Source organism: Isoptericola sp. NPDC058082, from assembly GCF_042885055.1.
Lineage (GTDB): Bacteria > Actinomycetota > Actinomycetes > Actinomycetales > Cellulomonadaceae > Isoptericola.
On the sequence record NZ_JBHVSQ010000028.1, the window covers coordinates 1 to 24266 of the forward strand.

Sequence of the window (24266 nt, forward strand, 5' to 3'; positions counted from 1 at the left end):
CACGCGCACTGCATCTCGGCGTCCAGCTCGTAGTCCCACGCCCGACCCAGGCACGCCCGGTGCTTGCCCGCCAGGCAGTCGGGGTCGAGGGGGGGTACTCCTCGACGGCAGGGGGTGGGGGGTCATCGTGCGGCCGAGGGGTGGGGCCTCCTCGCTGCGAGGGGGAGGGGCGCCATGCGTTCTCCGATCAGGTCGGCGTAAGGTGCGCCGCACGAGGGCCGGTGCGACGAAGGAGTGCGGCGATGGTGGACAAGCTCGACGACGTGTGGGCCACGCGGGACTACCCCGTTCTCAGGGAGGTCACTCGACGGTTCGACTCCGGCGAGTCCATGCCCGCCCTGAGCTCGGTCGCGGACACCCTGGACATGCCTCTTGATCAGGTGAAGCTCGCGACGGCGGCCCTCACTCGGCGCGGCCTCGTCGAGACGTTCAACACGGCGGGTGGGCCGAGCAGGTATGCCCAGGTCTCGGGCGACGCGTACTTCCTGACCGGGCTGCACCCGTCGAGCGACGACGCCGTCAGTGCGCTCGTCGAGGCGCTGCGCCAGGCTGCGGACCGCGTCGACGATCCCGACGAGCGGTCGCGCCTCCGTCGCCTCGCCGATGGCGTGCTTGGCGTCTCGACGGATGTGATCGGTGCGGTGCTCGGCGCCGTCGCCACGCGCGCCGCGGGTCTCTGACCACCAGACGCTCACGCAGTTCTCCATCGTGGGCTGAGGCCGACGCCTGCCGGCCGGGGTTCGGGGTCGGGGTCGAACGGTGCGCGGTTCTGGCGCCGGCCGTTGCACGGGTCGTTGTGCGCGGGGCGCAGGTTGGCCGGGTCGTCGGTGCCGCACCTCGAGCGCGGGATCACGTGGTCGGCGCTGTCCGCACCGGCCTTGCCGCGCAGCCAGCACACGGTGCCCTGCGTGGCGAGCACGGCCCGCGTCACGCGCGTGGCGTACGTGCCGCGCCAGCACGGCAGCCCGACCAGGTGCTGCTTCCTGCACCGGCCGCACACGGGCGCGAGCTCCTCGGTCATGGCGCGTGCGACGTCGCGCGACGTCGCACCGTGTCGCTAGCGCACGGCGCTAGGGGAGCACCGGGTACTCGTCCGGCTCGCAGGCGCGACAGGGGCGCAGTCCATCGATGGACTGCACGCCGCGCCAACCGGTCGTGTCCGGGTACTGCATTAGGCGCCCGCAGTCGTTGCGGTGCACCGTCCCGGTCTTGTACACGACGTACGGCCCCAGAGGTGCGAACAGTTCCTTGGCTCGCCGACGGCGTTCCTGCGCCTCCGCGACCTCTCGCGCCATCTGCTCCTGCTGGACGAAGTCGTCCAGGGAGACGGGAGGCCTGCACACCGTGCAGACGACCGACCCGCGCGGCACGACGTCCAGGCCGACCCAATCCAGCGAGTTGACTACCTGCCCGACGAGCGTCGGGCAGGTGGCGCGGTGAACTGGCATCTGCAAGGGTCCGCGGTCGTCGTCGCCCCACCGCGAGCGAACGTACGAGCCGAGCGTGGTGGGATCGATCGTGGCTGCCGAGGCCCGAGCTTCTTCGCGGGCGGCCGCGACCATGAGTCGCGCGCGGGTGTCCGGCGGGATCTCCAGGTGCTCCATGCACCGCGGGCACACCGGCATCGATCGCAGGCGCTCCCGCTCGCGGGACCCCGTCCGGCGCCCTTCTGGCATCCGATCCCCACAGAGCGCCTGGAACTGGTGATCGCCCAGCACATGCGCCCACGACGACGGCCATCGGTACGTGTACTCGTGCCGGGAGTCCATCTGAAGGTCTGACGTCCGCACGACCCCTTGAAGGTGAGCGATCTCCGGCGCGCTCGTCAGCGCCGGGACCTGCCAGGCTACGCACACGTGCTGCGTGAGGTACTGGCGCCCGACGATCTCGTCGTCGCGGAGCATCCCGGACGGCGTCATCCTCTTGTCTCGCATCGGGTACCACCGCTCGGCGGGGTAGACGCCGTCGGGGTTCGGGTCGCGCGGCTCGGCGTTGAACGGCCGGCGCGTGCCGTTGTACAGGGTGGCCCACACGATCTCGGTCTGGCAGACCTCGCACCGCTCCGTCATCGCAGCATTGTCCACCTTGGCCGATCATCCGTCGTCCTCACGGTCGTTGGCCGCGGCGCGGCCGGCGTCGGGCAGGGCGAGGTACCGGGCGCGACGCTCGGCGGCCTCGTCGCGGATGCGCTGGTCGCGTCGGCACAGGGCGCAGCGGTGCGGGCGCGGGTCGCCGTGGGGACAGACGCCGCCGGGCCAGACGTTCGCGTCGTGGGTCATGCGGTCCCTCCTCGTCTGAAGGTTCAGTCCAGCTACACGTTCGGGCGCTTGCGGAAGCCCCTGTGGGGCCCAGCTCTCCCGGAGCTTGTCCCCGTCCCTCCGGGACACCCCGGACCCGAGCCACCTAGCCCCGCCCTGCTCTGTAGGCGCAGCACTCGTAGACGTCCGGCCGATGAGCCGCACGCCTGCTGTGCTGAACCACACGAGCGCTCCGGCCGGGCGTGCCCACGTGATCGATGCCGCGCTCCCCACGCGATGACTAGCTCAGGGTCGGTCGCCTTTCGGCCTGGGTCCGGGCGGAGGGACCGTGACGGAGGAACGCCCGGGGCCGATCGGGTCGGGTCAGCGCATCGCCTCCCCGACGTCCTCGACGGCGTCGACGAGGCCTGCACGGGCCTCGAGCTGGTCGGCCGCCAGGCGCAGGCCGGCGGCGATCTCGCGCACGATGGCGGCCTGGCCCGCGTACGTGCGGACGGCGCCGAGCGTGGTGAACGGCTGGTAGTGCACGCCACGGGTCGTGACGAGAAAGACCATCAGCTCCGTCTCGTCCTCGCCGACCTCGATCGTGGGATGGCGTCAGCCATCGGGCTCCTCCTCGTCGAGGGCGTGGATGGGCGGACGTGCGAGGTAGCCGCGCAGCATCGCCGCGGGGTCCGCGGGCGGGCCATGGCGCTCCCACGACGACGCGAGCTCGTCGAGGCCGGCGATCACGGCCTCGAGCACGGCGCCGCGCCGCGCAGCCGCCTCGACGAGCTCGCCCGGCGTCGGGGGGGGGGGGTCGTCCTCGGCCGCCGGCGGCGGCTCCGGGCGCCGCACCGCCTCGTCAGGCGGCCAGTGGCCCAGCGCGGTGTGGTGGCCGCGGCGCGAGCCCTCCATGCCCGGGCGGTACGTCACCTTGCACACCGGACACATCGCGAACTGCTCGTCGACGCTCACCCGACGGCCTCCTCGTCGACGGTGCGGGCCAGGAGGGGCTGCATGGCAGCCCAGCGGTCCGCGAGCTCGTCCCAGATCGGTGTCGTGGACTCCCCGCCCGACGGCGGACGTGGCGCGGACTCGACGTCGGGCGGGGAGGCGGTAGCCACGCCCGGCGCGACGTCGACCCCTGACGACGTCGACCCCTGACGACGTCGGTCTGGGCGTGGCGTTCGCCGCGTGTGACTTCTGGGCTGAAACTCTCGCGCCAGATGTCACACGGGTCTTCGCGGCCGTCATGCTGCGGCCACTTGCTCGTGGCACGAGCACTCGCACCCGTCCGCGCGGCCGGCGTTCGCCGGGTGCCGGCAGCGGGCGTGCTCACCGTGGTGACACAGGATTGACATGTAGGGCCCGCCGACCCGGCCGGGCACGTCCGGGCCGGCGGGGGCTTGGGGGCGCTGCGCGCGGCGGGCGGCCGTCACGGTCAGTACGCCTTCGTCGACGGGCCGTGGAGCTCCTCGGCGAACCGCTCGATCGACCGACGCTCGTACAGCCATGCTCCGCGCTGGCCACGCACCTTCGCGGCGTACGGCAGCTTGCCCGCCGCGGCCCAGCGCTGGACCGTCTTGCGATCGCGGTGGAGGAGCTCCGCGACCTCCTGCGAGGTCAACAGCTCGGGCTCGTCGTCATGCGTCATGATGCTCACGGTGACACATTGTCGCATCATGGGCGAGTGGGGAGTGAAGCACGGCGTGTCGTGGTTTGAACGGTTGACGCATGTCGCACTTTCGACGCACCATGGATGCATGAGCACTGAGACGGCTGTTGGGACCGTGCCTCCCGTGACACTGGGATGGCGACTTCAAATCGCCCTGGGGCACGGCGACGTGTCCGTTCAGGACATGGCGGACGAGCTCGGCGTCTCACGGAGCACCGTGAGTCGTTGGCTCAATGAGCACGGCGCGCCGCCGCGCCCTGCCTTCGTCAAGCTCTGGGCGCTGCGCACCGGAGTGTCGTACGCCTGGCTGCGTGATGGGTGGGCCCCCAGGGGCTCGAACCCTGAACCCGCGGATTAAAAGTCCGCTGCTCTGCCAGTTGAGCTAGAGGCCCGCCGCCGTCCGCCCGGAGGTCGGTAGCGGCTGCGGGACAGCGTACGCGGGGCCGCGGGCGTCCCGTGCGCACCGGACCGCGCCGCCGCCCGTGATGCCACCCGCGACGCCACCGGGAAAGTCACGATCCGGTCACGGAGGGCAACCTATCGACGCGCGGGGACGGCTGTCACGCGGGGTCTCACCCACCGGGAGATCTCGTCCCGATCGCGTCTCATCGTTGCGCCGGGCCCCCTCCTGCTGTTTCGGTGGACGGGTTCGCAAGGACCGACGAGAGGAGCGTCCATGCTCACCGTGACCGACAACGCCCGTACCGCCGTCGAGGACCTCGCCCAGCAGGCAGGAGTGCCGGACGAGGGCGGGCTGCGGATCGCGCAGTCCGCCGGCCAGCCCGGCAACTTCGAGCTCGCGCTCGTCCCGGCTCCCCAGCCCGACGACCAGGTGGTCGACGAGGAGGGCGGCACGCACGTCTTCGTCGAGGCGCAGGCCGCGCCCGCCCTCGACACGCTGACCCTCGACACCGACCCTGCCGCGCAGGGTCCGGGATTCGTGCTCACGCCCCAGGCGTGACGTCCGGGCGGGTGCACCGCGCGTCCCGAGGGCGCGCCGCCCCCGCCTGACCGGTCCTCCGACGGCCGGGCACGGAGATCGCTCCGTGCCCGGCCGTCGTCGCGCCGGGAACGGCATGGCCGTGGGAGTGGCGTCCAAGGCCCGGTTGCGCCATCGTGTGGTGCCGCGACCCCCGCGGCACCGACGGAGGTGACCTGTGTCCGACCCCGCCCGCGCCGCCCGACGCACCTCGCGCAGCGCGAACGACAGCACCGCGCTGCAGGCCCTCGCGCGGGCCGGCTACGTCGCGTCCGGCGTGCTGCACCTGCTCCTCGGCTGGTTGGCCGTCCGCCTGGCCTTCGGGTCCTCAGGAGGGAACGCCGACCAGCAGGGCGCCCTGCGTGAGCTGGCCGACGCCCCGGGCGGCGCGCTGCTCCTGTGGCTGACGGCGGTGGGCTTCGCCGGCCTCGCCCTGTGGCAGCTCACCGAGGCGGTGGCGGGCGTGCCCGGGACGGACAAGGCGAAGCAGGTCGGTGCCCGGGCCAAGGCCGCGGCGAAGGCCGTCCTGTACGGGGTGCTCGCCGGCACCGCGGTGCGGGTCGCGACCGGGTCGTCCGGCGGTGGCTCCGAGGAGGGGCTCACCGCCGACCTCATGCGCGCCCCCGCGGGCCGGTGGCTCGTCGCGGTGGTCGGCCTCGTGATCGTCGGGGTGGGCGTCTTCCACGTCGTCAAGGGGTGGCGGAAGTCGTTCCGTGACGACCTGCGCGCGACCGGGGGCGGCGGCGTCGGACAGGCGGTCGTGCGGCTCGGCCAGGTCGGCTACATGGCCAAGGGGATCGCGCTCGGCGTCCTCGGCGGCCTCTTCGTGGCGGCCGCCGTCACGGCCGACCCCGAGAAGGCGGGCGGCCTGGACGACGCGCTGCGCACGATCCGTGAGCAGCCGTTCGGGGTCGTGCTGCTCGTCGCGACGGGCCTGGGCATCGCGGCCTACGGCGTGTACTCGTTCGCGCGGGCCCGGTACGCGCGGCTGTGACGCGTCGGCGGGGAGCCGTCGTCAGGTCGCGGGCTCCACGATCCAGGTCGCGCCGAGCAGCAGGCAGCCGACGGTGACGAGCAGGAAGACCACGACCCACAGGATGCCGGTCGTCCGGGTCAGGGTCGCGAGCTGGTCGGCGTCGGACCGCCGCGCCCGACCCCGGGACCGCTGGGCCTGGAGCTCGAGCACGGGGCGCACCGACCCGATCAGCAGGAACCACGTCACCGCGTAGGCGACCGTCGCCTGCGCGGCGGGCTCGAGCCACCACGAGACCGCGACGAGCGCGGCGCCGGAGACGAGGATCGACCAGAGGCCGAACCAGTTGCGGATCTTCAGCAGCAGGAGGGCGAGCAGCAGCACGAGCAGCCACAGCAGCCCCACCGCGTAGCCGTGCCGCAGCAGCCAGGCGGCGCCGAGCCCTGTCAGGCCGGGGCCGACGTACCCGGCGAACGCCGTGACGATCATCCCGAACCCGCGCGGACGCCCGGCGGACACCGTGAGCCCGGAGGTGTCGGAGTGCAGCCGGATGGCGTCCAGGCGGCGCCCGGTGAGCATGGCGGCGACGGCGTGCGCGCCCTCGTGCGCGATCGTCACGACGTGCCGTGCCACCCGCCACACGGGGGACACGAGCACGACGGCGAGCGCGGCGAGGCCCGCGGCCAGCACCACCGGCTGCGCCGGCGGCGGCACGGGGGTGGTGGCGGCCGTCCAGATCTGCGTCAGTACGTCGCCGACGGTCGCGAGGAAGTCGTCCACGGCGGCCATTCCACCATGCGCCCCTGAGAGGTCGGGTGGTCGACCCGGGCGCCTGTCGTGAGAGACTGGGGGCAGGTGGCTGCGCGTTGCGCGCCCCGCGTCGTGGAGATCCCCCCGGATTGCGTGCGGCGGACCCCGACCCCGACGTCCGAGACGTCCCTGCCCGAGAGGCCCTTTTTCTTGACTACCTTTGCCGACTTCGGCCTGCCCGCCCCTGTCGTCCGCCAGCTGACGGACCAGGGCATCACCACCCCCTTCCCGATCCAGACGGCGTCGCTGCCGGACACGCTGGCCGGCACCGACGTGCTCGGCCGCGGCCGCACCGGCTCCGGCAAGACGCTCGCGTTCTCGCTGCCCGTCGTCACGCGTCTGGCGACGTCCGCGGCGAAGGCCGCCGCCGCGGGCCGCCCGCGTCGTCGGCCCGGCCGCCCGCGGGCGCTCGTGCTCTGCCCGACCCGCGAGCTCGCCAACCAGATCAACGCCACGATGGAGCCGCTCGCGAAGGCCCTCGGCCTCGTGACGACCACCGTCTTCGGCGGCGTCGCCCAGTCCCGCCAGGTCACCGCCCTGAACGCCGGGGTCGACGTGCTCATCGCGTGCCCCGGCCGCCTCGAGGACCTGCTCGGCCAGAAGCACCTCACGCTGGACGAGGTCGAGATCACGGTGCTCGACGAGGCCGACCACATGGCCGACCTCGGCTTCCTGCCCGGCGTGAAGCGGATCATGGACCGCACGCCCACCGTGGGCCAGCGCCTGCTGTTCTCCGCGACGCTGGACAACGGCGTCGACGTGCTCGTGAGGCGCTACCTCAAGAACCCGGTGACCCACTCCGTGGACGAGGCCGCCGCCCCGCCGCCGCAGATGACGCACCACATCCTCGCCGTGGCGGACGCCGACGCGAAGAAGCACGTGGTCCACGCGCTCGCGTCCGGCACCGGCCGTCGCGTGCTGTTCACCCGCACCAAGCACCAGGCGAAGAAGCTCGCCAAGCAGCTCACCGGCGCGGGCGTCCCCGCCGTCGACCTGCACGGCAACCTCGGCCAGGGCGCGCGCGAGCGCAACCTCGCGGCGTTCTCCTCCGGGGACGTCAAGGTGCTCGTCGCCACCGACATCGCCGCGCGCGGCATCCACGTCGACGACGTCGAGCTCGTCGTGCACGTGGACCCGCCCGCCGAGCACAAGGCGTACCTGCACCGCTCGGGCCGCACGGCCCGCGCCGGGTCCGGCGGCGACGTCGTCACCGTGATGCTGCCCGAGCAGCGCGGCGACGTCCGCGACCTCACGCGCAAGGCGAAGATCGACGCCCGCCCGCAGCCCGTGGCCCCGGGCGACGCGACCGTCACCGCGCTGGTCGGCGAGGTCGCGCCGTACGTGACGCCGCCCGCCCCGACGGCGCCGCAGCAGCCGCAGCGCCGCAAGGGCGGCGGCCAGCAGCAGGGCGGCCAGCGCGGACGTGGCTCGGGCGGCGACGCGCAGCGCGGGCAGGGGCAGCGCGCCCAGGTGCAGCAGGGGCAGCAGGGCCAGCGCTCGCAGGCGCAGCCCGCGTCGTCCGGCGGCCGCGCTCCGCAGACGGTCCGGGCGGACGGGTCCGCACCGGCCCGTCGCCGGCGCCGCCGCGGCGGCCGCGGCCGCGGACAGGGCGGCTCGGCGCCCGCGGCCTGAGCCGGCCGAGCGCCCGGCCTGTGCACGGCGGCCGCTCGAGGCCCGCAACGGCGGGCGTCTTCGCGCCGACCGGTCAGGCCGGGATCGGCAGCGGGTCCACGGTCCAGTCCGCAAGGTCCGCCACGACGGGCTCCGGCCCCGGGACGCCCGCGGGCAGGGGCTCGAGCAGCACGCTCAGCCGGAGCTGCGGCGCCCGAGGGCCCGCGATGACGAGCTTGCGGACGCCGGTGTTCGGTGTCTGGCCGTCCGGGTTCGGCGACGTCGGCAGCGGCACCGCATCCATCACGGAGAACCGGGCACCGTCGGGCGGGTCGATGAGGGCGGCGCGCAGCCGCCGACCGTCGAGCGAGAGTATGGCCGACTGGCCGTCCGCCCCCAGGTCGATCTCGGCCGTCGTGTGCATGAACCACCACGCCTCGACCGGACAGGACGCGGTGACCTCGTCCTGGACGACGAACCGGCTCCGGCCGTCGATCAGCGCCACGCCGCGCCGCCAGCTCGTCACGCCCTGGGCCGCATAGGCCTCCGTCAGGTCGGCGACGGCGAAGCTCGCGTCCGGGCTGGACCCGGTCGCCACGAGCGTCCCCCGCGCGTCGACGGCTTGTCCGGGCGTCGCGTCGGGATTGATGACGAGGGTGTTGTGTCCCTCGGGCCGCTTCCGGTAGTAGGTCCAGCGCCGCCCGTCCGGGCCGGCCGACCAGTACCCGGGCAGGTCGTAGGTCTCCGGCCCGAGGTCCGTGGCCCAGCGTGCGCCGAGCGCGTCGATCACGAACGTGCCCAGGTCGAGGTCGCCGTGACTGGACGCGTTGTCCCCCGCCTTGAACCCGAAGAAGTTAGCAGTCGGGCTGTTCCATGCGCTGCGCGACAGGAAGGTGGAGACGGCGTCGAACTGGCGGTCCAGCGGCAGGTCGGCCTCGCTCGGGGGCACGGCGTCGACCAGCCCCTGCCACATCAGGTGCAACGGGGGAAGCGCTCGCGGCTGCCGCGGTGCTCCCTGCTCGGCCCACCACGCGTGCACCGGAACGCCGTAGTGCGCGGCGAGCCAGTGCGCGGCCGTCCCCGCGGGGTGTGCGCTGAGGGCGGCGTCAGAGAAGTTGAACTGCTGGCCGGACGGCCCGGTCATGTAGATCCCGAAGTCGACCGTGCGGTCGAGCCCCGGGGTCTCCGTGATGCCGAAGTCGTCGCCGATGGCCGTCTGGAGCGACGCCATCGTCGGCGCCAGGAACCGCGTCGCGTAGCCCCAGTACGTGACGCCCTCGGGGAACCCGCCGTCGGGCCCGTACTCCGCGAGCGCCACGGGCAGCGAGCCGAACGCGCGACGCATCGCCTCGTTCGCGAGCTCAGGTTCCTCGTCGCCGACGGCGAGCGCGGCCATGATCGTGCCGCTGTTGCAGACGACGTTCCAGTTGTTCGAGCTCGTGGTCCACCGCGCACCGGACTCGTGCTGCGCGATCGCGGGCTCGAGCCCGAGCGTGACGATCGCGTGGCGCACGACCTGCCGCTGCGCGTCGTCGAGGCACTCGTGCAGCCAGTCGTAGCCCACCGCGAAGGCGTGCAGGAGCTCCGCGACGGACAGGAAGCTCTCCGGGTTCCAGTCCGGGAACGCCGCGACGGCCACCATCTCCTCGGCGGCGCGCCCCGCGTACCGCTCGTCCTTCGAGAGCCGGTACGCCATCGCCAGCACGTAGAGGCGGCGCTGGACCTCGCGGGTGACGACCAGCAGCGTGCGCCCGTTCGGGAACTCGTACCGGGAGACCGGCAGGGTGAGCAGCGCGTCCGCGTGCCCGAGGAGCTCGTCGTACAGCTCCGCGGTGAGCTCGTGGCTCGCGATGCGGTCGGCGATCCCGGCGAGCGCCGCGTCGTCGACCATGAGGCGCGGATGGTGCGGCCTGATGAGCGCCGCGACGTCCGCAGGCGGTGCCGGGACGGGCAGGTCGACGGCGGCGGGGAAGGTCATCGCTCCTCCCGTGGGGTCGACCCGCAGGACCGGGCGACCGTGAGGTCGTCGAACGTGCTCCGTGTGGACGCGTAGAGCCCGACGCCCCCGCTCCGCACGACGGTGTCGCGGCCCTCCAGGATCGGCGCCCCGTCCAACGTCGCCGTGATCCGGTCGCCGTGGACGGCCACGCCCAGCCGGACGGGACCGTCGAGGGGGTCGCTGAGGGTGGCCGTGTCCACGGTGACCGGACCCGACCGGCCTGCCTCGCGGACGATGCTCGCGTACCGGGATCCCTGGCTCGTCCTGCCGACGTGGATGCGATACCCGTAGGTGTCCGAGGTGTCGCGCAACGAGACGCCCGCGTTGCCGACGCCGTCGACCGTGACGGTGGCCTCCGCGACGAAGTCGCACTGTGCGGAGAACCGCGCCGGCAGCGTCGACTCGGCGAGCACGTGCGCCCGGCCGGCGACCGGCGTGAGGGTCAGCCGGCCGGAGCTCACGGAGACCTGGCCCTGGATGGCGCGCCAGGTCTCCTGATCGAGCGCCTCGGTGACACTGATGTCGTCGAAGGTCGCGGCCCGCCGATGGGTGTAGGCCGCGGCACCGCCGGTCGGCAGCTGGCTGTCGGTCGCGGAGACCGACGTGTTGCCGACGGCAGCGACCAGCTCGCGCCCGACCGCGGAGACGGTCAGCGTGTGGGCTGCGTTGGCGCTCACCTCCAGCTCGGTCTCCGCGAGGAGCGTCGAGGTCCCGTTGTAGACCTTCACGAGCTGCAGCGTCGCGCCGGCCGACGAGCGGAGGACGTTGGCGCGGTAGTAGTTGCGGGCGTCGTGGTAGCGGAACGCCAGGCCGGTCCGGGCGGTGGTCTGGTGCGCCGGCCCGGGCTCGATGTCCGCGGTCACGATCACGTCGTCCGGCACGCTCTGCAGCACGGCGAACGACTGATCGTCCGCGCTCGAGGTCTGTGCCAGCGCGGCGTTCGACGGATCGCCCCCGAGCTCCCAGGCGCCCTGTACCGGCGTCCAGCCCTCCAGCCCGTCCTCGAAGCCGTAGACCTCGCGGTCCAGGCTCGCGTCCTCGAACTCCTCGTCGAGCACGGGCGTCGGCGCGAAGGCCGGCTCGACGGACACGGTGACGAGGTCACCGGCACGGGTGAACGCGGTCGGCCTGCCGTTCACCTTCACCGCCTTCGCCTTCGGCGCGTCGATCGTGAGCGTGCCGGTGAACGGGTCCCCGAGCGAGATCCGGGCGGTCGCGCCCTTCAGCTCCACGCTGACGTCGGACACCGTGGCGGACGCGTCGACGACGGTCTCCCCGTCGTCGACCAGCGACGACCCGCGGGTCAGCGCGTACCGCGTGAGCCTGCCGCCCGGGGAGCGTTCGAGGTACGCGGTCTCGCCGTCGGTCGCGGCAGCCCCGAACTCCCGCGACGAGGGCGACGCCTCGCGCGAGAGGTAGAAGCGGCCGGTCGCGTGCGGCAGGTCGATCTCCATGGCGGTCGCCACGGAGTGGTCCACCCCGGGCAGCTCGATGCGCGTCGACGTCACCGAGGGCGCCGGGCCGGCCTTGCCGGGGACCACGATCGTGTCCAGCCCCGTGGCACCCGTGGCGGACCAGTCGTACGACAGGAAGTCCACGCCGGTGAGCACCTCCTCGCCCACGCGCACGGCGCCGTCGTCGTGGACGGTCGGGGTGACGTCGACGCCGGCCGGGGACACGGGGACGAGCTGCACCCCGGCGACCGGCTCCCTGCCGGGCACGGTGTCGAACCCGACGGTGCCGACGCCCGTGGTGGGGTCGACGGTGACCGGGTCGCCCGGGAAGTGCCAGAGCTGGCGATAGTCGTGCGCGGCGGTGTCACCGATGAGGTCGTCGGAGACCACCCAGAAGCCGGGCTTGACGAAGTAGACGACCCGGTCGTGCGCGACCGGGTCGTAGCCCATCGCCCGGCCCCGGTAGACGTCGAGGCCCGCGCTCGACCGCCAGAGCGACATCGCGCGCGTGACCCCGGCGGCCTGCGGCTCGCCGTCGACCTCGATCGTGTTGTGCGCCTCGGTCGTCCTGCGCATCCAGTCGTTCGTCGGGGTCGCGCTGTAGTCGCCCACCCCGGAGTCGACGACCAGCGCACGCCCGTACGCCGACATCTCGAGGCTGAGGTCGTCCGGGTGCCGGTGCGAGGCGGTGTAGCTGGAGTTGTGGTTGTTGATGAGCATGTACTGCGCGTCGGCGTCCCACCCCGAGCGCTGCACGGCGAAGCTGAGCGGGTACAGCGTGGACCCCAGCGTCGGGGGCGTCCCCTGGGTGCGGCCGGAGGCGACCCAGGTGAAGTCGGGCCAGGAGCGGCGTTCGCCGGTCGCCCGGATGGCGTTCCTGCCCGCGTCGACGTTCGGTGTGTCGCCGATCAGCGCGGCCTGGAGATCTGGCTTGCGCGTCGCGAACAGCACGTCCGCGATCCAGTCCGCAGACTGGACGATCGCGTCGGGAAGCGTCCGCCCGTTGGCGTCCGCGACGCGGACCATGGTGTTGATCAGGTCCGCCACGTAGGCCTGGTAGTTGAAGGTCGGCTCGCGGTATACGCCGTCGCTCTGCATGTACGCGCGCAGGAACCGCTCGACGGACCGGACGGCGAACGACTCCCAGCCGCGGGACGCCTTGAGCTCGGGCAGGTACACCGCCGCGGAGTAGATCGAGCGGGCCATCGACATGTACCAGTTGTTACCGACGTGGATCTGCAGCACCCGCGTGAGGTACTCCGTCGTCTCGTGCATGCCCGTCAGGTACGTCACCAGGGCGCCGGCCTGCGTGGTCGGCTCCGTCCGGAACACGGAGAACGCGTTGACGAGCTGGGCCAGACGCTTGCCGGCCGAGAGGTTGCGGACCTGCGGCCAGCTGGGGTTGTCCGCGAAGAAGTCCAGCGAGATGTCCGTCCACGCCTTCGCGTACGCCGCACGCTTCTCCGGATCGCTCTCGTCCAGGTAGGCGTTCGTCAGCGTCGACATGAACGAGAAGTCGCTCATGAGGACCTGTGCGCTGCCGGGGGCGCTCTCCGTCCCGCCCCAGAGGTCCTGCCAGTCGACGTCGATCCTCTGCTCGGCGTCGTCGTAGAAGTCGCGGGTCTCGGTGCCGAACCGGAAGATCCCGGCCGCGAGCTCGTCGGCGGTGGCGTCGTGGACGGCCCCGTCCCCCGCGACCGGGTACTCGACGCCCGTCCGTCCCGCGTAGAACGCCTTGAGCGCCTCGGCGGCGCCCGCCTCGTCGCCGACCGCGAGCTCCGCCGCGACGTCGGCAAGGCCCGGGCGCGTCAGGTCGAGCAGCTCGCCCAGCTCCGACATGTCCGACGCGGCGGCCGTCACCGGCGCGAGGCCCGTCGTCACCACCGCGAGCGCGACTGCCGCGGCGGACATCGTCTGGGCACGACGGCGGAAGCCCCGCCGGGGAAAGCTCCGTTGCATTCCGTGACTCCTCTTCGGTGACGTGTTCAGCCGGTGCTTCGACGGGCGCGCGACTCGCCGAGGGACGGTTCGTGGCATCAGCCGTTGAGCTGAGCCCAGGCCTCCTCGTACTCGGCCTTGACCTTGGTGCCGACGGCGGACATGTAGGACTCGACCGCGGGCGCCCAGGCGGAGACCGGCTGGTTCCCCAGGACGATCTCCTGCTCGGTCGCGGTCAGCGCCTGTTGCGCGCTCGCCCCCTCGCTGACGGCGGCCTCGGAGTAGAGACCCTCCGTCGGGTTGGGCACGGTGTACTCCAGACCGGCCTCCTGGTGGTCGAACTGGTCCCGAACGGCTCGTTCGTCCTGCGACTCGAAGATCACCGGAGAGTTCTCCGTGATGTACCGCACGGGCAACGTCGCCTGGTTGACGCCCTCGGGTGTGAGCACCGGGTCCGGGCCGTCGAAGGTGAACGTCTCGCCCTCCTTGCCGAACCGCCGGGTGATGTACTCCGTGCTGCCGAAGGGCGCGGCCAGCCAGTCGAGCACCCGCAGGATCTCGGCGAGACGCTCCGGGTCGTCCTGCTTGGCGACGGCAGAGAAGTGCGAGGCCGACGGGCCGGCGGTACGCACCATCGTCCCGCCCGCCTCCCGTGCGGGAGAGAGCATGCCCGTGAGCCGGAACCCGTCGATGCCGGCCCCCTGCAGGTAGAACTTGGGCCATCCTGCGTAGTTGCCGATCTGGAACGCGGTGGTGCCCGCCATCATCCACTCGTTGCGCTGGGTGTTCTGAGCCGCGTTGCCGTCCGGGTGCACGACGCCCAGGTCGTTGAGCGCGACGGCGTCCGCCAGCGCCTGCTCGTAACCAGGCAGCGTGCCGTTGAAGGTGAAGACGCCGGCCTCGTCGACCGACCAGGCGTTCGCGATGCCGTTCGTCTCGAGCAGCACGCCCAGGGGCGTCTGCCCGAAGGCCCAGCGACCCTCGCGTTCGTCCGTCAGGGCCTTCGCCATCTCGGTGAACTCCTCGAGCGACTCCGGCTGCAGGGACAGCCCCGCCCGCTCGAGGATGTCCGCGCGGGTGTACAGCACGGTGCCGATCAGTGAGCGCGGGACCGGCACGCCCCAGATCCGGCCGTCGTAGACGGTGCTCCGCCAGGAGGGCGTCGGGAGTGCCGCGAGGTGGGGGTAGTCCAGCACGGCGTCACCCGAGAGATGCTCGGTGAGGTCGGAGAACTTCGCCGCGAGCATCGCCGGCATCTGTTGCTGCTGCCCCTTGATCGCCACGAGGTCGGGCAGGTCGCTGCCGGCGATCGTGGTCGCGAACCGGGCGTCGTACTCCGCAGCGGGCGTGTACTCCAGGTCCAGCTCGGTGCCGAGCGCCTCGTTGATGCTCTGCCACAGCGCGTTGTTGCTCAGCTCGGGAGCGACCGGATCGTAGGTGAAGGTCATCGCCCGCACCGGGGCGCCCGACGCCGGAGCCCCGCTGGTCACCGCGGCGGGCGGGTCCGGATAGGTGAAGTAGCCGGGGGACACACCCGGGTTGCTGGAGACGAGGTCGGGCGCGAACTTGTCGAAGGGCCGGTACGTAGGCAGGAGCCCGGCCGTGCCGCCACCGCCACCGTTCGATGCCGGAAGGGGGGACGACCCACCGGGCGACGGTGAACAGGCGGCGACGAGGCCCATCGCTCCCAGGGTGCCGGCGATGCCCAGGAAACGACGACGAGAGACAGTGGCAGACATGAGGACCTTCCGCTTCATCGAGGAGGGACACGGGACAGGTGATCAGCCCTTGACGGCGCCGATCATGAGCCCCTTGGTGAAGTGCTTCTGGAGGAACGGGTACACGAGGAGGATGGGGACGATCGAGAGGACGAGGATCGCCATCTGGATGGACAGCTGTGGCGGCAGGCTCTCGGAGCCTGCGGAGATCTGGTCGACACCCATCGGGGTCTCGTTGACCACATAGGTCCGCAGCACGAGCTGCAGCGGCCACTTCTCGGGGGAGCTGATGTACAGCAAGGCGTTGAAGAACGCGTTCCAGTAGCCGACGGCGTAGAACAGCCCGACGACGGAGATCACGGCCTTGGACAGCGGGAGCACGATGCGCGTGAGGATCGTGACGTCGTTCGCGCCGTCGATGCGGGCGCTCTCGATGAGCTCGCCCGGGATGTCGAGGAAGAACTCCCGCATGACGATGACGTTGAAGGCATTGATGAGCACGGGGAGGACCAGCGCGAGCAGGTTGTCGAGCAGGCCGAGCTGCTTGACCACCAGGTACATCGGGATCATGCCGGGGCTGAACAGCATCGTGAAGAGCACCGCCAGCAGGATGGGGCGGGAGCCGAGCGACCCGGGCCTGGACAGCGCGTAGGCGAGAGCGACGGTGCACGCCAACGACAGCAGCGTGCCGACGATGGTCACGACGATGCTGATCCCCAGTGCGCGGGTCACGACGCCACCGGACAGGATCGCCTGGTAGGAGGCGAGGGTGGGTTCGCGGACGAGCAGCACGAACCCACCGTTGGCGGTCACCTCCTCCTGCGTCGCGAGCGAGGTGGAGACGACGGCGAGAAGGGGCAGGAGGACGGCGGCACAGCCGATCGCCAGGATCAGGCCGCGCAAGGCCGTGATCACCGGGTTGGGCCGCCCCATCCATGCCGGTCGGCCCCCGGGCGTCGACGGCCTCGCTTTCCGCGGTGCGGTCGTGAGCCCCAAGGGAGAGGTGGTGGTCATTTGTGGTACACCCCCCGCTCGCCGAACTTGTGCGCGAGCTTGTTGGCGCCGAGCACCAGGAGCACCGAGATGACGCCCTTGGTCAGGCCCACCGCGGCCGCCTGGCCCCAGTTGCCGCCGACGATTCCGTGGTTGTAGACGTAGGTGTCGAGCACCTCGCTCGCGGTCGCACCGACCGCACCCTGCTGCAGGATGATCTGCTCGAAGCCGACGGTGAGGGAGTCACCGAGCCGCAGGATCAGCAGCAGGATGAACACCGAGCGGATCGCGGGCAGCGTCACGTGCCACAGGCGCCGCATCGCGCCGGCACCGTCCATCGCGGCCGCCTCGTACTGCGAGGTGTCGACCCGGGAGATGGCGGCCAGGAAGATGATCGTGCCCCATCCCGTGTCCTTCCAGATGACCTGGCTGGTGATCAGGACCTCGAACAGCTCCGGGACGCCGATGATGGAGAACGTCGCCAGGTCGTGCCCTCGCAGGAACGTGTTCACCATCCCCGCGTTCCCGAGGATCTGCTGGAACAGCGCGACCACGATCACCCAGGACAGGAAGTGCGGCATGTAGAGGACGGACTGCACGGTCCGCTTGACGCGCTCGGAGACGACCTCGTTGAGGAGAAGTGCCAGCGCGAGCGGCAGCGGGAACACGAACAGCACCTGGATCAGCGTGAGGATCAGGGTGTTCGTCAACGCGTTCACGAACAGGGGGTCACCGGAGAAGATCACCCGGAAGTTCTCCCAGCCGACCCAGGGGCTCTCGGCGATCGTCAGGAACGGCAGATACCCCTTGAACGCGATGACGTTGCCCAGCAGGGGGACGTAGTGGAACAGCAGCACCACCACGAGGCCGGGGGCGGCCAGCAGCAGGAGGAGCCGGTCGCGCCGCCACCGGGCGAGGGTCTGGCCGGAGCGTCGCGCCGGGCGTGCGGCCGACGACGAGTCCTTCGGCGCGGACGCCCGTGGCGGGCGTTCAACGAGCTGGGACAAGGTCTGCCTCCTGAGTCCGCGGCGGGTACTCGGACGCCCCCTCGCCGAACAGGATGGTGCGGGCCATGTCCGTCAGACGGCCCACGGCAGCGGCGTTGATGGCCGACGACGTCGCTCGGGCCGCCGCCTCGTCCGACAGGAGCGTCTCGACGGCCGCGGCCGCGGCCTCCGGACCGCCCGGCTCTACCTCCACGACGACGTCCGCCCCTCCGAGGTCGGCGTACATCCCGCCCTTGACGGTCTCGGTGGGCAGACGCACATAGATCGTCGGCGTGCCATGGACGGACGCGAGGATCGGCGAGTGGCACTCCATGCTGACGACGGCCCGGGCGCGGGCGTAGACGGAGCTCGCCTCCTCGAGCGTCCAGTACCGGTCGAGGACCAGGACCCGGTCATGCACGTCGGCCGGGACGCGTGGCAGCAGCTCGTCGCGGGCCAGCTCCACCGCATAGCTCATCTCAGGCACGACGACTGCCGGCTGGCCCGTCTCGCGGACCCAGGTGGTGATGGCGGCCGTCAGCGTGTCGAGGTCGAACCCGACGGTGCCGGCGTTGATGGCGTACAGGCGGTCGAACTCCCGGGTGCGCTCCGTGCCGTAGATGTCCGGGTACGGCGCGTAGCGCAGGCGGGGCACGAAGCACCCGAACTCGCCCGCCGCCAGCCCCAGCGATCCCAGCACCGCGTCGCCCGCGGTGTCGTCGCGGTAGCGATAGGCGAAGGTCCCGTCCGGCCCGAACTCCAGCACCTGGGGACTCGCGCCCTGGGCGCGCAGGAACTCGAGGCTGATCGAGTCCCGAGCGAACAGGAACTCGGCGTCGTCGATGATCGCGCGGCCGTCGTCCTCGAGGAACGTCGCCGGGAGGGCCTGCGTCATGACGCGCAGCCGCTCGAGCGAGCCCCAGGCGCGCGGGAAGAGCGGGTCGACCGTCACGCCGGCATAGCCGTACGGCCGGGCGGACTGCTCGCGCCACGACGCAAGCTCGGGCACGAGCGAGGCGCTCGCCGCCGAGCCGTGCACGAGGACGTCCGCGGACTCCCACGCCGTGGCGAGCTCCGGCGTCGTCGGCACGCCGGCCTCGTCCAGGTCACCCCGGACGATCGTGACGGTCGGGACCGCCCGCCGGATCATCGCCTCCTCGCGCTCGCCGAGCCGCATCGGCCACAGCGTGATGCGGGCACCGGGCTCGGAGTCGAGCAGGGCGGTGATGAGGCCGGGCGAGTGCGCGACGTCGCCGATGTTCGCGTTCGCCCAGGACGAGCGCAGGAGCACGGATCGGGGCGTGCTGGTGTCGGAGGTCAACATTGTCCTTCCGTCGTGCGGCGCCCCTCGCTGGACGTCGCTGACATTTCGTTGCGTCACCGTAGCCAGTGACGCATCGTCACGTCAATGGGTTCGTCACCCCGTCGTGACGGGGTGACGGTGTGGAGCGCTACCAGGGGCGCGGCGAAACCTGCGGTGGTGCCGTGCTCGCGCGCGCGATCAGCGCCGGCGCCGGCTCGTCGACGAGGCCGAACCGTGTGGGAGAGCCTTCCAGGACCGCCGCGATGGACTGGACGGCGCGCGCGCCGAGCTCGGCCATCGGCATCCGCACGGTCGTGAGCGCGGGGCGGACGTCGCCGGCGATGTCCGCGTCATGGATCGCGACGACCGACAGGTCGCCAGGGATCGAGACGCCTGCGTCGTGAGCCGCCGCATGGACGCCGATGCCCGAGAGCACGTTGTCGACCACGAGCGCCGTCGGACGTCGGCCGGAGCCGATGACCTGCCGGAGTGCCTCGGAGCCCGACGGGGGTCCGTAGCCGGTCGCGACGGCGCCGCGCGGCTCGAGGCCGGCATCACGCATCGCGCCGGCATAGCCCCGGTGGCGTTCCAGCGACGGGACCCACCGCTCACCTCCCACGAACTCGATGTCCCGATGGCCGAGGTCGAGCAGGTGCTGCGTCGCCACGCGGCCCGCCGCGGCATCGTCGATCGCCAGCCATCGCCCGTCCGGGCCGTGCCGTCCCTCGATCAGGATCACCGGGGTCGGACGTGCGCGGAGGTGGGCCAGCACCTCGTCGTCGATGAGACCCTCGCTGCGCAGGATGATGCCGTCGATGGTGCCCTGCCCCAGGAGGTGTGCCAGGAAATGGCTGCCGGAGCGCATCCAGCGCGCGTCGCCCAGCACGACCGCCCACCCGTGCGACTCCGCGGCGTCGTAGATGCCGTGGAACATGTCGCGGTAGACAGGGTTCTCGAGCTTCTCGACGACGACGGCGATCGTTCCGGTGCGCTGGCGCCGCAGAGCCCGTGCGGCATTGTTCGGGACGTACCCCAGCTCTTTGATGACGTCCTCGACCCGGGTGCGCGTCTCGTCGCTCATCCGCGTGTGCACGGTGCCGTTGACGACGGCGGACACGACCGACACCGAGACTCCGGCGCGGCGTGCGATCTCCTTCTGGGTGCCCATCCGCGACATCGTACCGACGCAACGTCAAGTCAGGCATCAGGCGGCGGAGGCGCAGGAGGCAGCAACCGCAGGTCGGACGGCGATGGGCCGCCCGACCCTGCCGTGCTCCTCGGGGTCGTCGACGGCGGACGCGCCCGACGGCTGCCGACGCCTCACGGGGAGGCGCTCGCGACGCCCGGGGAACAGTCGCGACTCCGTCCGGGTTGGGGTCGACGGAGGTGTCAGATGACGTACGAAGTCACGAAGTCCGACCAGCAGTGGAAGGTCGAGCTGAACCCGCAGGAGTTCGCCGTGCTGCGGCAGGCGGGGACCGAGCGGCCCTGGACCGGTGAGCTGCTCGACGAGAAGCGTGTCGGCGTGTACCGCTGTCGCGCGTGCGGCAACGAGCTGTTCCGGAGCGAGACCAAGTTCGACTCGCACTGCGGGTGGCCGTCGTTCTACACGCCGCTCGCCGGCGACGCCGTCGAGCTGCTCGAGGACCGGTCGCACGGCATGGTCCGCACCGAGGTGCGCTGCGCCCGGTGCGGCTCGCACCTGGGGCACGTCTTCGACGACGCGCCGCAGACGCCCACGGGCGACCGGTTCTGCATGAACTCGCTCAGCCTGACGTTCGAGCCCGTCGAGGCCTGAGCGTCCGGCCGCGGCGCCCCGGGCGCGGGGCGCCGCTAGGGTCGACCAGGTGACCGACTCCGCGCCCTCTGCGCCCTCTGTGGCCGACGCCGCCGTGGCCTGGACCGCCGCGCCGGCGTCCGTGCCCGACCACCTCGTCAACCTGCGCGACGTCGCGACGGCCGCCCCGGGCCTGGTGCCCGGGGCGTTGCTGCGTTCCGACGCACCCCGCTCGGGAGACGTCGCCCCGGCCGACGTGGCGTGGCCGCCGCGCACGGTGCTCGACCTGCGCGACCCGGGGGAGAACGGGGAGCCGCACCCGCTGACCGGCATCGCGCACGTGGTGCCGCTGCCGCTGCTGGACGGGACCGCGATGCAGGGAGCCACCGCGCCCGCTCCCGTCCCGGGCCTCGGGGAGCTGTACCTGCAGATGCTCGACGGCGTGGGCGCCGGGCACCTCGTGGAGGCGGTGCGCCTCATCGCCGTCGACGACGCGCCCGTGCTCGTGCACTGCACCGCCGGCAAGGACCGCACGGGGGTGACGGTCGCGCTGGTGCTGTCCCTGCTGGGCGTCGACCGGTCCGCGATCGTCGCGGACTACGAGCGGACCGGCCCCCACATGCCGCAGGTGCTGGCGCGTGCCGCCGTCACCGCGAACCTCGCCGTCCCCGACGCGCACGTGCTGGCGAGGCTGCCGCCCGAGCTGGTCACCGCGCCGGGCTGGGCGATCGAGACGGTGCTCGACCGGTTCGCCGAGCACGACGACGGCGCGCCGGGCTGGTTCCGCGCGCACGGCGGCGGCGCCGCGACGCTGGACGCGCTGCGGGCCCGCCTCCTCGAGGGCTGACCCGGCCCCGGACACGCGTCGAGCCCGCCGGGACAGGTCCCGACAGGCTCGACCGGCGACGTCTCGGGCGGACGCCGGCTCAGGAGCGCGTGTCGCGCCAGCGCACGAAGTCCTCGGAGTAGCGGTGCAGCAGCGTCGCGAGCTGCGAGACGTCCGCCTCGTCCCACTCGCCGAAGGCGTCCTTGTACATCTCGATGCGACGGTCGCGGGCCCGGGCGAAGCGCTGGGCGCCGTCGGCGGTCAGGGTGATCCGCTGGCCGCGGGTGTCCTCCGGGTCCACCTCGCGGTGGACGAGGCCCAGGTCCACGAGACGGCTCAGCTGACGCGACACGGTGGCCCGGCCGACACCGAAGTGGGCCGCGAGGTCGGAGCCGCGGATCCCGGGGTGGGAGTCGATGTGCGCGAGGATCGGGTACGCCGACGCCTCGAGCTCGGGGTGCACCCGCCTGGCGGTCTGTGCCGCTGACGACTGGGCGCGCCGGATCAGGACCCGGATCTCGCGTTCGAGAGCACCGAACGGGTCGGTGGCCGGGTCGGGCAGGGGCTGGGCGGCTACGTCGTGCATGCGCCCATCATGAGGCTTCGCCGAGGCAAACGGGAGTGGCCTAGCAGGCGAACTTGCACCCGGACGGCGTCTCAGCGGGTGAAATCGACGCCGTCCGGGTGCTGGGCCGTTGTCAGGCCCGGTCGGCGACCGGAGCGACGACGTCCTGCTCGGCGGCCTTCTCCTCGTCGAGCACCTGCTCGATGCCGGAGCGCTGGCCCAGCGGGATCTCCTTCATGAAGAGCACCGCGATCAGCGAGACGACGGCCATCGGCACGGCGTACAGGAAGATCGTCGTGATGCCGTCGGCGTAGGCGCCCTCGACCACCGTCTGCACGGGGGCGGGGAGCGAGGCCAGGTCCGGGACCGCGCCCGAGCCGGCACCCATCGCGTCGGAGGCGATGCCGAGCTTCGCCAGGCCGGTGGAGAGGTCCGTCTTGATCTGCGCGGCCATCACGGCGCCGAGCGCCGAGACGCCGATCGCGCCGCCCAGCGAGCGGAAGAAGGCGACGCCGGAGGTGCCGGCACCCATCTCGTGCACGTCGAGGGTGTTCTGCGTGGCGAGCACGAGGTTCTGCATCAGGGCGCCCACCGACAGCCCGAGACCGAACAGGAAGACCGAGATGAGCACGAAGCTCGTGTCCACCTCGATGGTCGACAGGCCGAACAGCGACCCGGTCAGGAGGACGGCGCCGCCCACCATGATCGCCTTGTACCGGCCGGTGTTCGAGATGATCCGACCGAGCACGATGCCCGCGAGCATCGTGCCGACCACCATCGGGATGGTGAGCAGGCCGGACTCGGTCGGCGTCTTGCCGCGGGCGAGCTGGAAGTACTGGCTGAGGAAGACCGCGGTGCCGAACATGGCGACGCCGACGGACGCCGAGGCGACCACGGCGAGCACGAACGTGCGGTTCTTGAACAGGTGCAGCGGGATGATCGGCTCGGCGGCGTTCTTCTCGACGAAGCCGACGACGACGAGCGCCAGGAGGGCGCCGCCGACCATCGCGCCGGTCTGCCACGACAGCCACTCGAACTGGTCGCCGGCGAACGTGACCCACAGGAGCAGCAGCGCGACGGCGACGGCGATGAGGCCGGCACCCGCGTAGTCGATCTTCACCTCGCGCTTGGCCAGCGCGGGCAGGTGCAGCGTCTTCTGCAGCACGATGAACGCGGCGACGGCGAAGGGGACGCCGACGAAGAAGGTCCAGCGCCAGCCGATCGAGTCGGTGAGCACGCCGCCGAGCAGCGGGCCGCCGATCTGCGCGACGGCCATGACGCCGCCCATGAGGCCCATGTACTTGCCGCGCTCGCGCGGGCTGATGATGTCGGCCATCAGCACGGTCGCGAGGGCGGTGAGGCCGCCCGCGCCGATGCCCTGCAGGGCGCGGAAGCCGATGAGCATCTCGATGTTCTGCGACAGGCCGGCCGCGGCGGCGGAGACCACCGTGATCGCGAGGGCGACCTGCATGAGGACCTTGCGGTTCGTGAGGTCGGCGAGCTTGCCCCACAGCGGGGTCGAGATCGTCATCGTCAGCAGCATGGCCGTGACGACCCAGGTGTAGGAGTGCTGGGAGCCGCCGAGCTCGCTGACGATCTTGGGGAGCGAGGTCGAGACGATGGTGGTGGCCAGCAGCGAGACGAAGACGCCGAGGAGGATGCCCGAGAGGGCCTCGAGCACCTCGCGGCGGGTCATCGCGGGGGCAGGCGTGGCGGAGAGGGCCGGCGCGGCGGGCGCCGGACTGGGGGACTGACTCATCGGGCGGGGATCTCCTCCTGCGCCGTGGCGCGGTCGTGGGTCGTGGTGAGTGCGGCCGCGACGCTGCGGATCCGGGAGATGGCGTCGGCCAGGTCGTCCTCCGACCAGTCGGAGAAGGACTCGGAGACGAGGTCGTCGATGCGTTCGAAGGAGGCCTCCGCGAACTCGCGGCCGGCGTCCGTCAGGGCGAGGTAGCGGGCCCGCCGGTCGTCGTCGTCGACCGTGCGCTCGACGAGACCGGCGTCGACGAGGGCGCTGATCTGGCGGCTCGCGACGGACACGTCGACGCGGAGCTTCGCGGCGACGTCGGTGATCTGGACGCGCCCGCACCGCGTGAGCAGGTGCAGGGCCCCGAGGCCGGCCCGGGGGAGGTCCAGGTCGCGCGCCACGCGCATGGCGGCCTCGCGCTGGGCGCGGGAGAGCTCCTCGAGCGTCTCCACGAGCTCACGGGCCGCGGTGCGGTCAACGGGCATGGCAGGGCCTTTGCAGGAAGGGGGTGGGTGCTCGGGGCCGGACGGCCGGAGCGGAGCGGCCCGGTGGGCGGGCCGAGTTGTTGCAGGGTGCAAACATACGCCTGGTGCTTGCAGCAAGCAAGTGTCCTGGTGAGGACTTCACCCGGTGCACGACGACGGCCCGCGACGCCCCGGGCGGGGGTCGCGG

General features: G+C 72.2%; 25 protein-coding genes and 1 tRNA gene. 7 read left to right on the top strand and 19 right to left on the bottom strand.

The annotated features are described in order from the left end of the window. Nucleotides 1–245: 245 nt before the first annotated feature. A complete protein-coding gene (locus ACFVS0_RS20980; protein ID WP_430589033.1) occupies nucleotides 246–680 on the top strand; it encodes a hypothetical protein in 435 nt (144 codons plus the stop codon). An 11-nt stretch (nucleotides 681–691) separates the two neighbouring features. Here ACFVS0_RS20980 and ACFVS0_RS20985 read toward each other — a convergent pair whose 3' ends face one another. From ACFVS0_RS20985 to ACFVS0_RS21015, 7 genes are all read right to left on the bottom strand, one after another. Next, on the bottom strand, nucleotides 692–1021 hold the full coding sequence (locus ACFVS0_RS20985) for an HNH endonuclease (RefSeq protein ID WP_430589034.1): 330 nt from the start codon (nucleotides 1019–1021) through the stop codon (nucleotides 692–694). Between the two features lie 49 nt (nucleotides 1022–1070). Beyond that, nucleotides 1071–2033 (bottom strand): hypothetical protein, encoded by a 963-nt coding sequence (locus tag ACFVS0_RS20990; RefSeq protein ID WP_430589035.1) that lies wholly within the window; start codon nucleotides 2031–2033, stop codon nucleotides 1071–1073. Nucleotides 2034–2093: 60 nt separating this feature from the next. After that, the gene (locus tag ACFVS0_RS20995) at nucleotides 2094–2279 is read right to left on the bottom strand and encodes a hypothetical protein (protein ID WP_430589036.1); all 186 of its coding nucleotides are present in this window, start codon (nucleotides 2277–2279) and stop codon (nucleotides 2094–2096) included. A 342-nt stretch (nucleotides 2280–2621) separates the two neighbouring features. Next, nucleotides 2622–2813: a hypothetical protein gene (locus tag ACFVS0_RS21000; protein ID WP_430589037.1), complete on the bottom strand. Its 192-nt coding sequence runs from the start codon at nucleotides 2811–2813 to the stop codon at nucleotides 2622–2624. A 42-nt stretch (nucleotides 2814–2855) separates the two neighbouring features. Next, complete coding sequence (locus ACFVS0_RS21005) at nucleotides 2856–3215, bottom strand: hypothetical protein (protein WP_430589038.1); 360 nt, start codon at nucleotides 3213–3215, stop codon at nucleotides 2856–2858. Further along, the gene (locus ACFVS0_RS21010; protein ID WP_430589039.1) at nucleotides 3212–3364 is read right to left on the bottom strand and encodes a hypothetical protein; all 153 of its coding nucleotides are present in this window, start codon (nucleotides 3362–3364) and stop codon (nucleotides 3212–3214) included. The genes ACFVS0_RS21005 and ACFVS0_RS21010 overlap by 4 nt, the downstream gene beginning before the upstream one ends. Nucleotides 3365–3681: 317 nt before the next feature. Then, the gene (locus tag ACFVS0_RS21015; protein ID WP_430589040.1) at nucleotides 3682–3894 is read right to left on the bottom strand and encodes a helix-turn-helix domain-containing protein; all 213 of its coding nucleotides are present in this window, start codon (nucleotides 3892–3894) and stop codon (nucleotides 3682–3684) included. A gap of 109 nt (nucleotides 3895–4003) precedes the next feature. On the opposite strand from ACFVS0_RS21015, the gene ACFVS0_RS21020 reads away from it, so the two are divergent. Continuing rightward, the gene (locus tag ACFVS0_RS21020; RefSeq protein WP_430589049.1) at nucleotides 4004–4273 is read left to right on the top strand and encodes a helix-turn-helix domain-containing protein; all 270 of its coding nucleotides are present in this window, start codon (nucleotides 4004–4006) and stop codon (nucleotides 4271–4273) included. Here ACFVS0_RS21020 and ACFVS0_RS21025 read toward each other — a convergent pair. Continuing rightward, nucleotides 4235–4307: transfer RNA gene (locus ACFVS0_RS21025), tRNA-Lys, on the bottom strand. The two genes, ACFVS0_RS21020 and ACFVS0_RS21025, sit on opposite strands and share 39 nt — an antisense overlap. Before the next feature lie 284 nt (nucleotides 4308–4591). Here ACFVS0_RS21025 and ACFVS0_RS21030 point away from each other — a divergent pair. Beyond that, entirely contained in the window at nucleotides 4592–4876 is a 285-nt protein-coding gene (locus tag ACFVS0_RS21030) for an iron-sulfur cluster biosynthesis family protein (protein WP_430552121.1), read from the top strand. 196 nt (nucleotides 4877–5072) lie between these two features. After that, the gene (locus ACFVS0_RS21035; protein WP_430586099.1) at nucleotides 5073–5888 is read left to right on the top strand and encodes a DUF1206 domain-containing protein; all 816 of its coding nucleotides are present in this window, start codon (nucleotides 5073–5075) and stop codon (nucleotides 5886–5888) included. A 21-nt stretch (nucleotides 5889–5909) separates the two neighbouring features. Here the strand turns inward: ACFVS0_RS21035 and ACFVS0_RS21040 are convergent, their stop codons facing one another. Further along, nucleotides 5910–6656: a M50 family metallopeptidase gene (locus ACFVS0_RS21040; protein WP_430552119.1), complete on the bottom strand. Its 747-nt coding sequence runs from the start codon at nucleotides 6654–6656 to the stop codon at nucleotides 5910–5912. Nucleotides 6657–6827: 171 nt separating this feature from the next. Here ACFVS0_RS21040 and ACFVS0_RS21045 point away from each other — a divergent pair, with 171 nt between their 5' ends. After that, nucleotides 6828–8309 (top strand): DEAD/DEAH box helicase, encoded by a 1482-nt coding sequence (locus ACFVS0_RS21045; protein ID WP_430552118.1) that lies wholly within the window; start codon nucleotides 6828–6830, stop codon nucleotides 8307–8309. A gap of 73 nt (nucleotides 8310–8382) precedes the next feature. Here ACFVS0_RS21045 and ACFVS0_RS21050 read toward each other — a convergent pair whose 3' ends face one another. The 7 genes from ACFVS0_RS21050 to ACFVS0_RS21080 all read right to left on the bottom strand — a co-directional run bounded on the left by ACFVS0_RS21050 (nucleotide 8383) and on the right by ACFVS0_RS21080 (nucleotide 19847). Continuing rightward, a complete protein-coding gene (locus ACFVS0_RS21050; RefSeq protein ID WP_430589041.1) occupies nucleotides 8383–10266 on the bottom strand; it encodes a heparinase II/III family protein in 1884 nt (627 codons plus the stop codon). After that, complete coding sequence (locus ACFVS0_RS21055; RefSeq protein WP_430589042.1) at nucleotides 10263–13652, bottom strand: heparinase II/III family protein; 3390 nt, start codon at nucleotides 13650–13652, stop codon at nucleotides 10263–10265. The genes ACFVS0_RS21050 and ACFVS0_RS21055 overlap by 4 nt, the downstream gene beginning before the upstream one ends. 125 nt (nucleotides 13653–13777) lie before the next feature. Further along, nucleotides 13778–15418: a hypothetical protein gene (locus ACFVS0_RS21060; protein ID WP_430589043.1), complete on the bottom strand. Its 1641-nt coding sequence runs from the start codon at nucleotides 15416–15418 to the stop codon at nucleotides 13778–13780. Between the two features lie 42 nt (nucleotides 15419–15460). Then, nucleotides 15461–16411, bottom strand: coding sequence for a carbohydrate ABC transporter permease (locus tag ACFVS0_RS21065; protein ID WP_430564289.1), 951 nt, complete (start codon nucleotides 16409–16411; stop codon nucleotides 15461–15463). After that, nucleotides 16408–17397 carry an ABC transporter permease gene (locus tag ACFVS0_RS21070; RefSeq protein WP_430564290.1) on the bottom strand — a complete coding sequence of 330 codons (990 nt, stop codon included), beginning with the start codon at nucleotides 17395–17397 and terminating at the stop codon, nucleotides 16408–16410. The genes ACFVS0_RS21065 and ACFVS0_RS21070 overlap by 4 nt, the downstream gene beginning before the upstream one ends. Next, nucleotides 17381–18697 (bottom strand): polysaccharide pyruvyl transferase family protein, encoded by a 1317-nt coding sequence (locus tag ACFVS0_RS21075; protein WP_430564291.1) that lies wholly within the window; start codon nucleotides 18695–18697, stop codon nucleotides 17381–17383. The genes ACFVS0_RS21070 and ACFVS0_RS21075 overlap by 17 nt, the downstream gene beginning before the upstream one ends. A gap of 130 nt (nucleotides 18698–18827) precedes the next feature. Next, nucleotides 18828–19847 (bottom strand): LacI family DNA-binding transcriptional regulator, encoded by a 1020-nt coding sequence (locus tag ACFVS0_RS21080; RefSeq protein WP_430564292.1) that lies wholly within the window; start codon nucleotides 19845–19847, stop codon nucleotides 18828–18830. Between the two features lie 225 nt (nucleotides 19848–20072). Between ACFVS0_RS21080 and msrB the strand changes: the two genes are divergently transcribed. Both msrB and ACFVS0_RS21090 read left to right on the top strand, forming a co-directional pair. Further along, nucleotides 20073–20477 (top strand): peptide-methionine (R)-S-oxide reductase MsrB, encoded by a 405-nt coding sequence (gene msrB, locus ACFVS0_RS21085; RefSeq protein WP_430552117.1) that lies wholly within the window; start codon nucleotides 20073–20075, stop codon nucleotides 20475–20477. A gap of 49 nt (nucleotides 20478–20526) precedes the next feature. Then, entirely contained in the window at nucleotides 20527–21303 is a 777-nt protein-coding gene (locus tag ACFVS0_RS21090; protein WP_430589044.1) for a tyrosine-protein phosphatase, read from the top strand. A 79-nt stretch (nucleotides 21304–21382) separates the two neighbouring features. On the opposite strand, the gene ACFVS0_RS21095 is transcribed toward ACFVS0_RS21090, so the two are convergent. The 3 genes from ACFVS0_RS21095 to ACFVS0_RS21105 form a co-directional block, all read right to left on the bottom strand. After that, on the bottom strand, nucleotides 21383–21868 hold the full coding sequence (locus tag ACFVS0_RS21095; protein ID WP_430552115.1) for a MarR family winged helix-turn-helix transcriptional regulator: 486 nt from the start codon (nucleotides 21866–21868) through the stop codon (nucleotides 21383–21385). Between the two features lie 112 nt (nucleotides 21869–21980). After that, complete coding sequence (locus tag ACFVS0_RS21100; RefSeq protein WP_430589045.1) at nucleotides 21981–23606, bottom strand: MDR family MFS transporter; 1626 nt, start codon at nucleotides 23604–23606, stop codon at nucleotides 21981–21983. Further along, nucleotides 23603–24079: a MarR family winged helix-turn-helix transcriptional regulator gene (locus tag ACFVS0_RS21105; RefSeq protein ID WP_430586096.1), complete on the bottom strand. Its 477-nt coding sequence runs from the start codon at nucleotides 24077–24079 to the stop codon at nucleotides 23603–23605. Before ACFVS0_RS21105 ends, ACFVS0_RS21100 begins: the two co-directional genes overlap by 4 nt. Nucleotides 24080–24266: the final 187 nt, after the last annotated feature.

Bases quoted from the DNA above. Each gene is read 5' to 3' on its own strand.
- ACFVS0_RS20985 (WP_430589034.1), bottom strand. From the start codon at position 1,021: ATGACCGAGGAGCTCGCGCCCGTGTGCGGCCGGTGCAGGAAGCAGCAC.
- ACFVS0_RS20995 (WP_430589036.1), bottom strand. From the start codon at position 2,279: ATGACCCACGACGCGAACGTCTGGCCCGGCGGCGTCTGTCCCCACGGC.
- ACFVS0_RS21000 (WP_430589037.1), bottom strand. From the start codon at position 2,813: ATGGTCTTTCTCGTCACGACCCGTGGCGTGCACTACCAGCCGTTCACC.
- ACFVS0_RS21015 (WP_430589040.1), bottom strand. From the start codon at position 3,894: ATGACGCATGACGACGAGCCCGAGCTGTTGACCTCGCAGGAGGTCGCG.
- ACFVS0_RS21020 (WP_430589049.1), top strand. From the start codon at position 4,004: ATGAGCACTGAGACGGCTGTTGGGACCGTGCCTCCCGTGACACTGGGA.
- ACFVS0_RS21030 (WP_430552121.1), top strand. From the start codon at position 4,592: ATGCTCACCGTGACCGACAACGCCCGTACCGCCGTCGAGGACCTCGCC.
- ACFVS0_RS21040 (WP_430552119.1), bottom strand. From the start codon at position 6,656: ATGGCCGCCGTGGACGACTTCCTCGCGACCGTCGGCGACGTACTGACG.
- ACFVS0_RS21050 (WP_430589041.1), bottom strand. From the start codon at position 10,266: ATGACCTTCCCCGCCGCCGTCGACCTGCCCGTCCCGGCACCGCCTGCG.
- ACFVS0_RS21055 (WP_430589042.1), bottom strand. From the start codon at position 13,652: ATGTCCGCCGCGGCAGTCGCGCTCGCGGTGGTGACGACGGGCCTCGCG.
- ACFVS0_RS21060 (WP_430589043.1), bottom strand. From the start codon at position 15,418: ATGTCTGCCACTGTCTCTCGTCGTCGTTTCCTGGGCATCGCCGGCACC.
- ACFVS0_RS21065 (WP_430564289.1), bottom strand. From the start codon at position 16,411: ATGACCACCACCTCTCCCTTGGGGCTCACGACCGCACCGCGGAAAGCG.
- ACFVS0_RS21080 (WP_430564292.1), bottom strand. From the start codon at position 19,847: ATGGGCACCCAGAAGGAGATCGCACGCCGCGCCGGAGTCTCGGTGTCG.
- msrB (WP_430552117.1), top strand. From the start codon at position 20,073: ATGACGTACGAAGTCACGAAGTCCGACCAGCAGTGGAAGGTCGAGCTG.
- ACFVS0_RS21095 (WP_430552115.1), bottom strand. From the start codon at position 21,868: ATGCACGACGTAGCCGCCCAGCCCCTGCCCGACCCGGCCACCGACCCG.
- ACFVS0_RS21100 (WP_430589045.1), bottom strand. From the start codon at position 23,606: ATGAGTCAGTCCCCCAGTCCGGCGCCCGCCGCGCCGGCCCTCTCCGCC.
- ACFVS0_RS21105 (WP_430586096.1), bottom strand. From the start codon at position 24,079: ATGCCCGTTGACCGCACCGCGGCCCGTGAGCTCGTGGAGACGCTCGAG.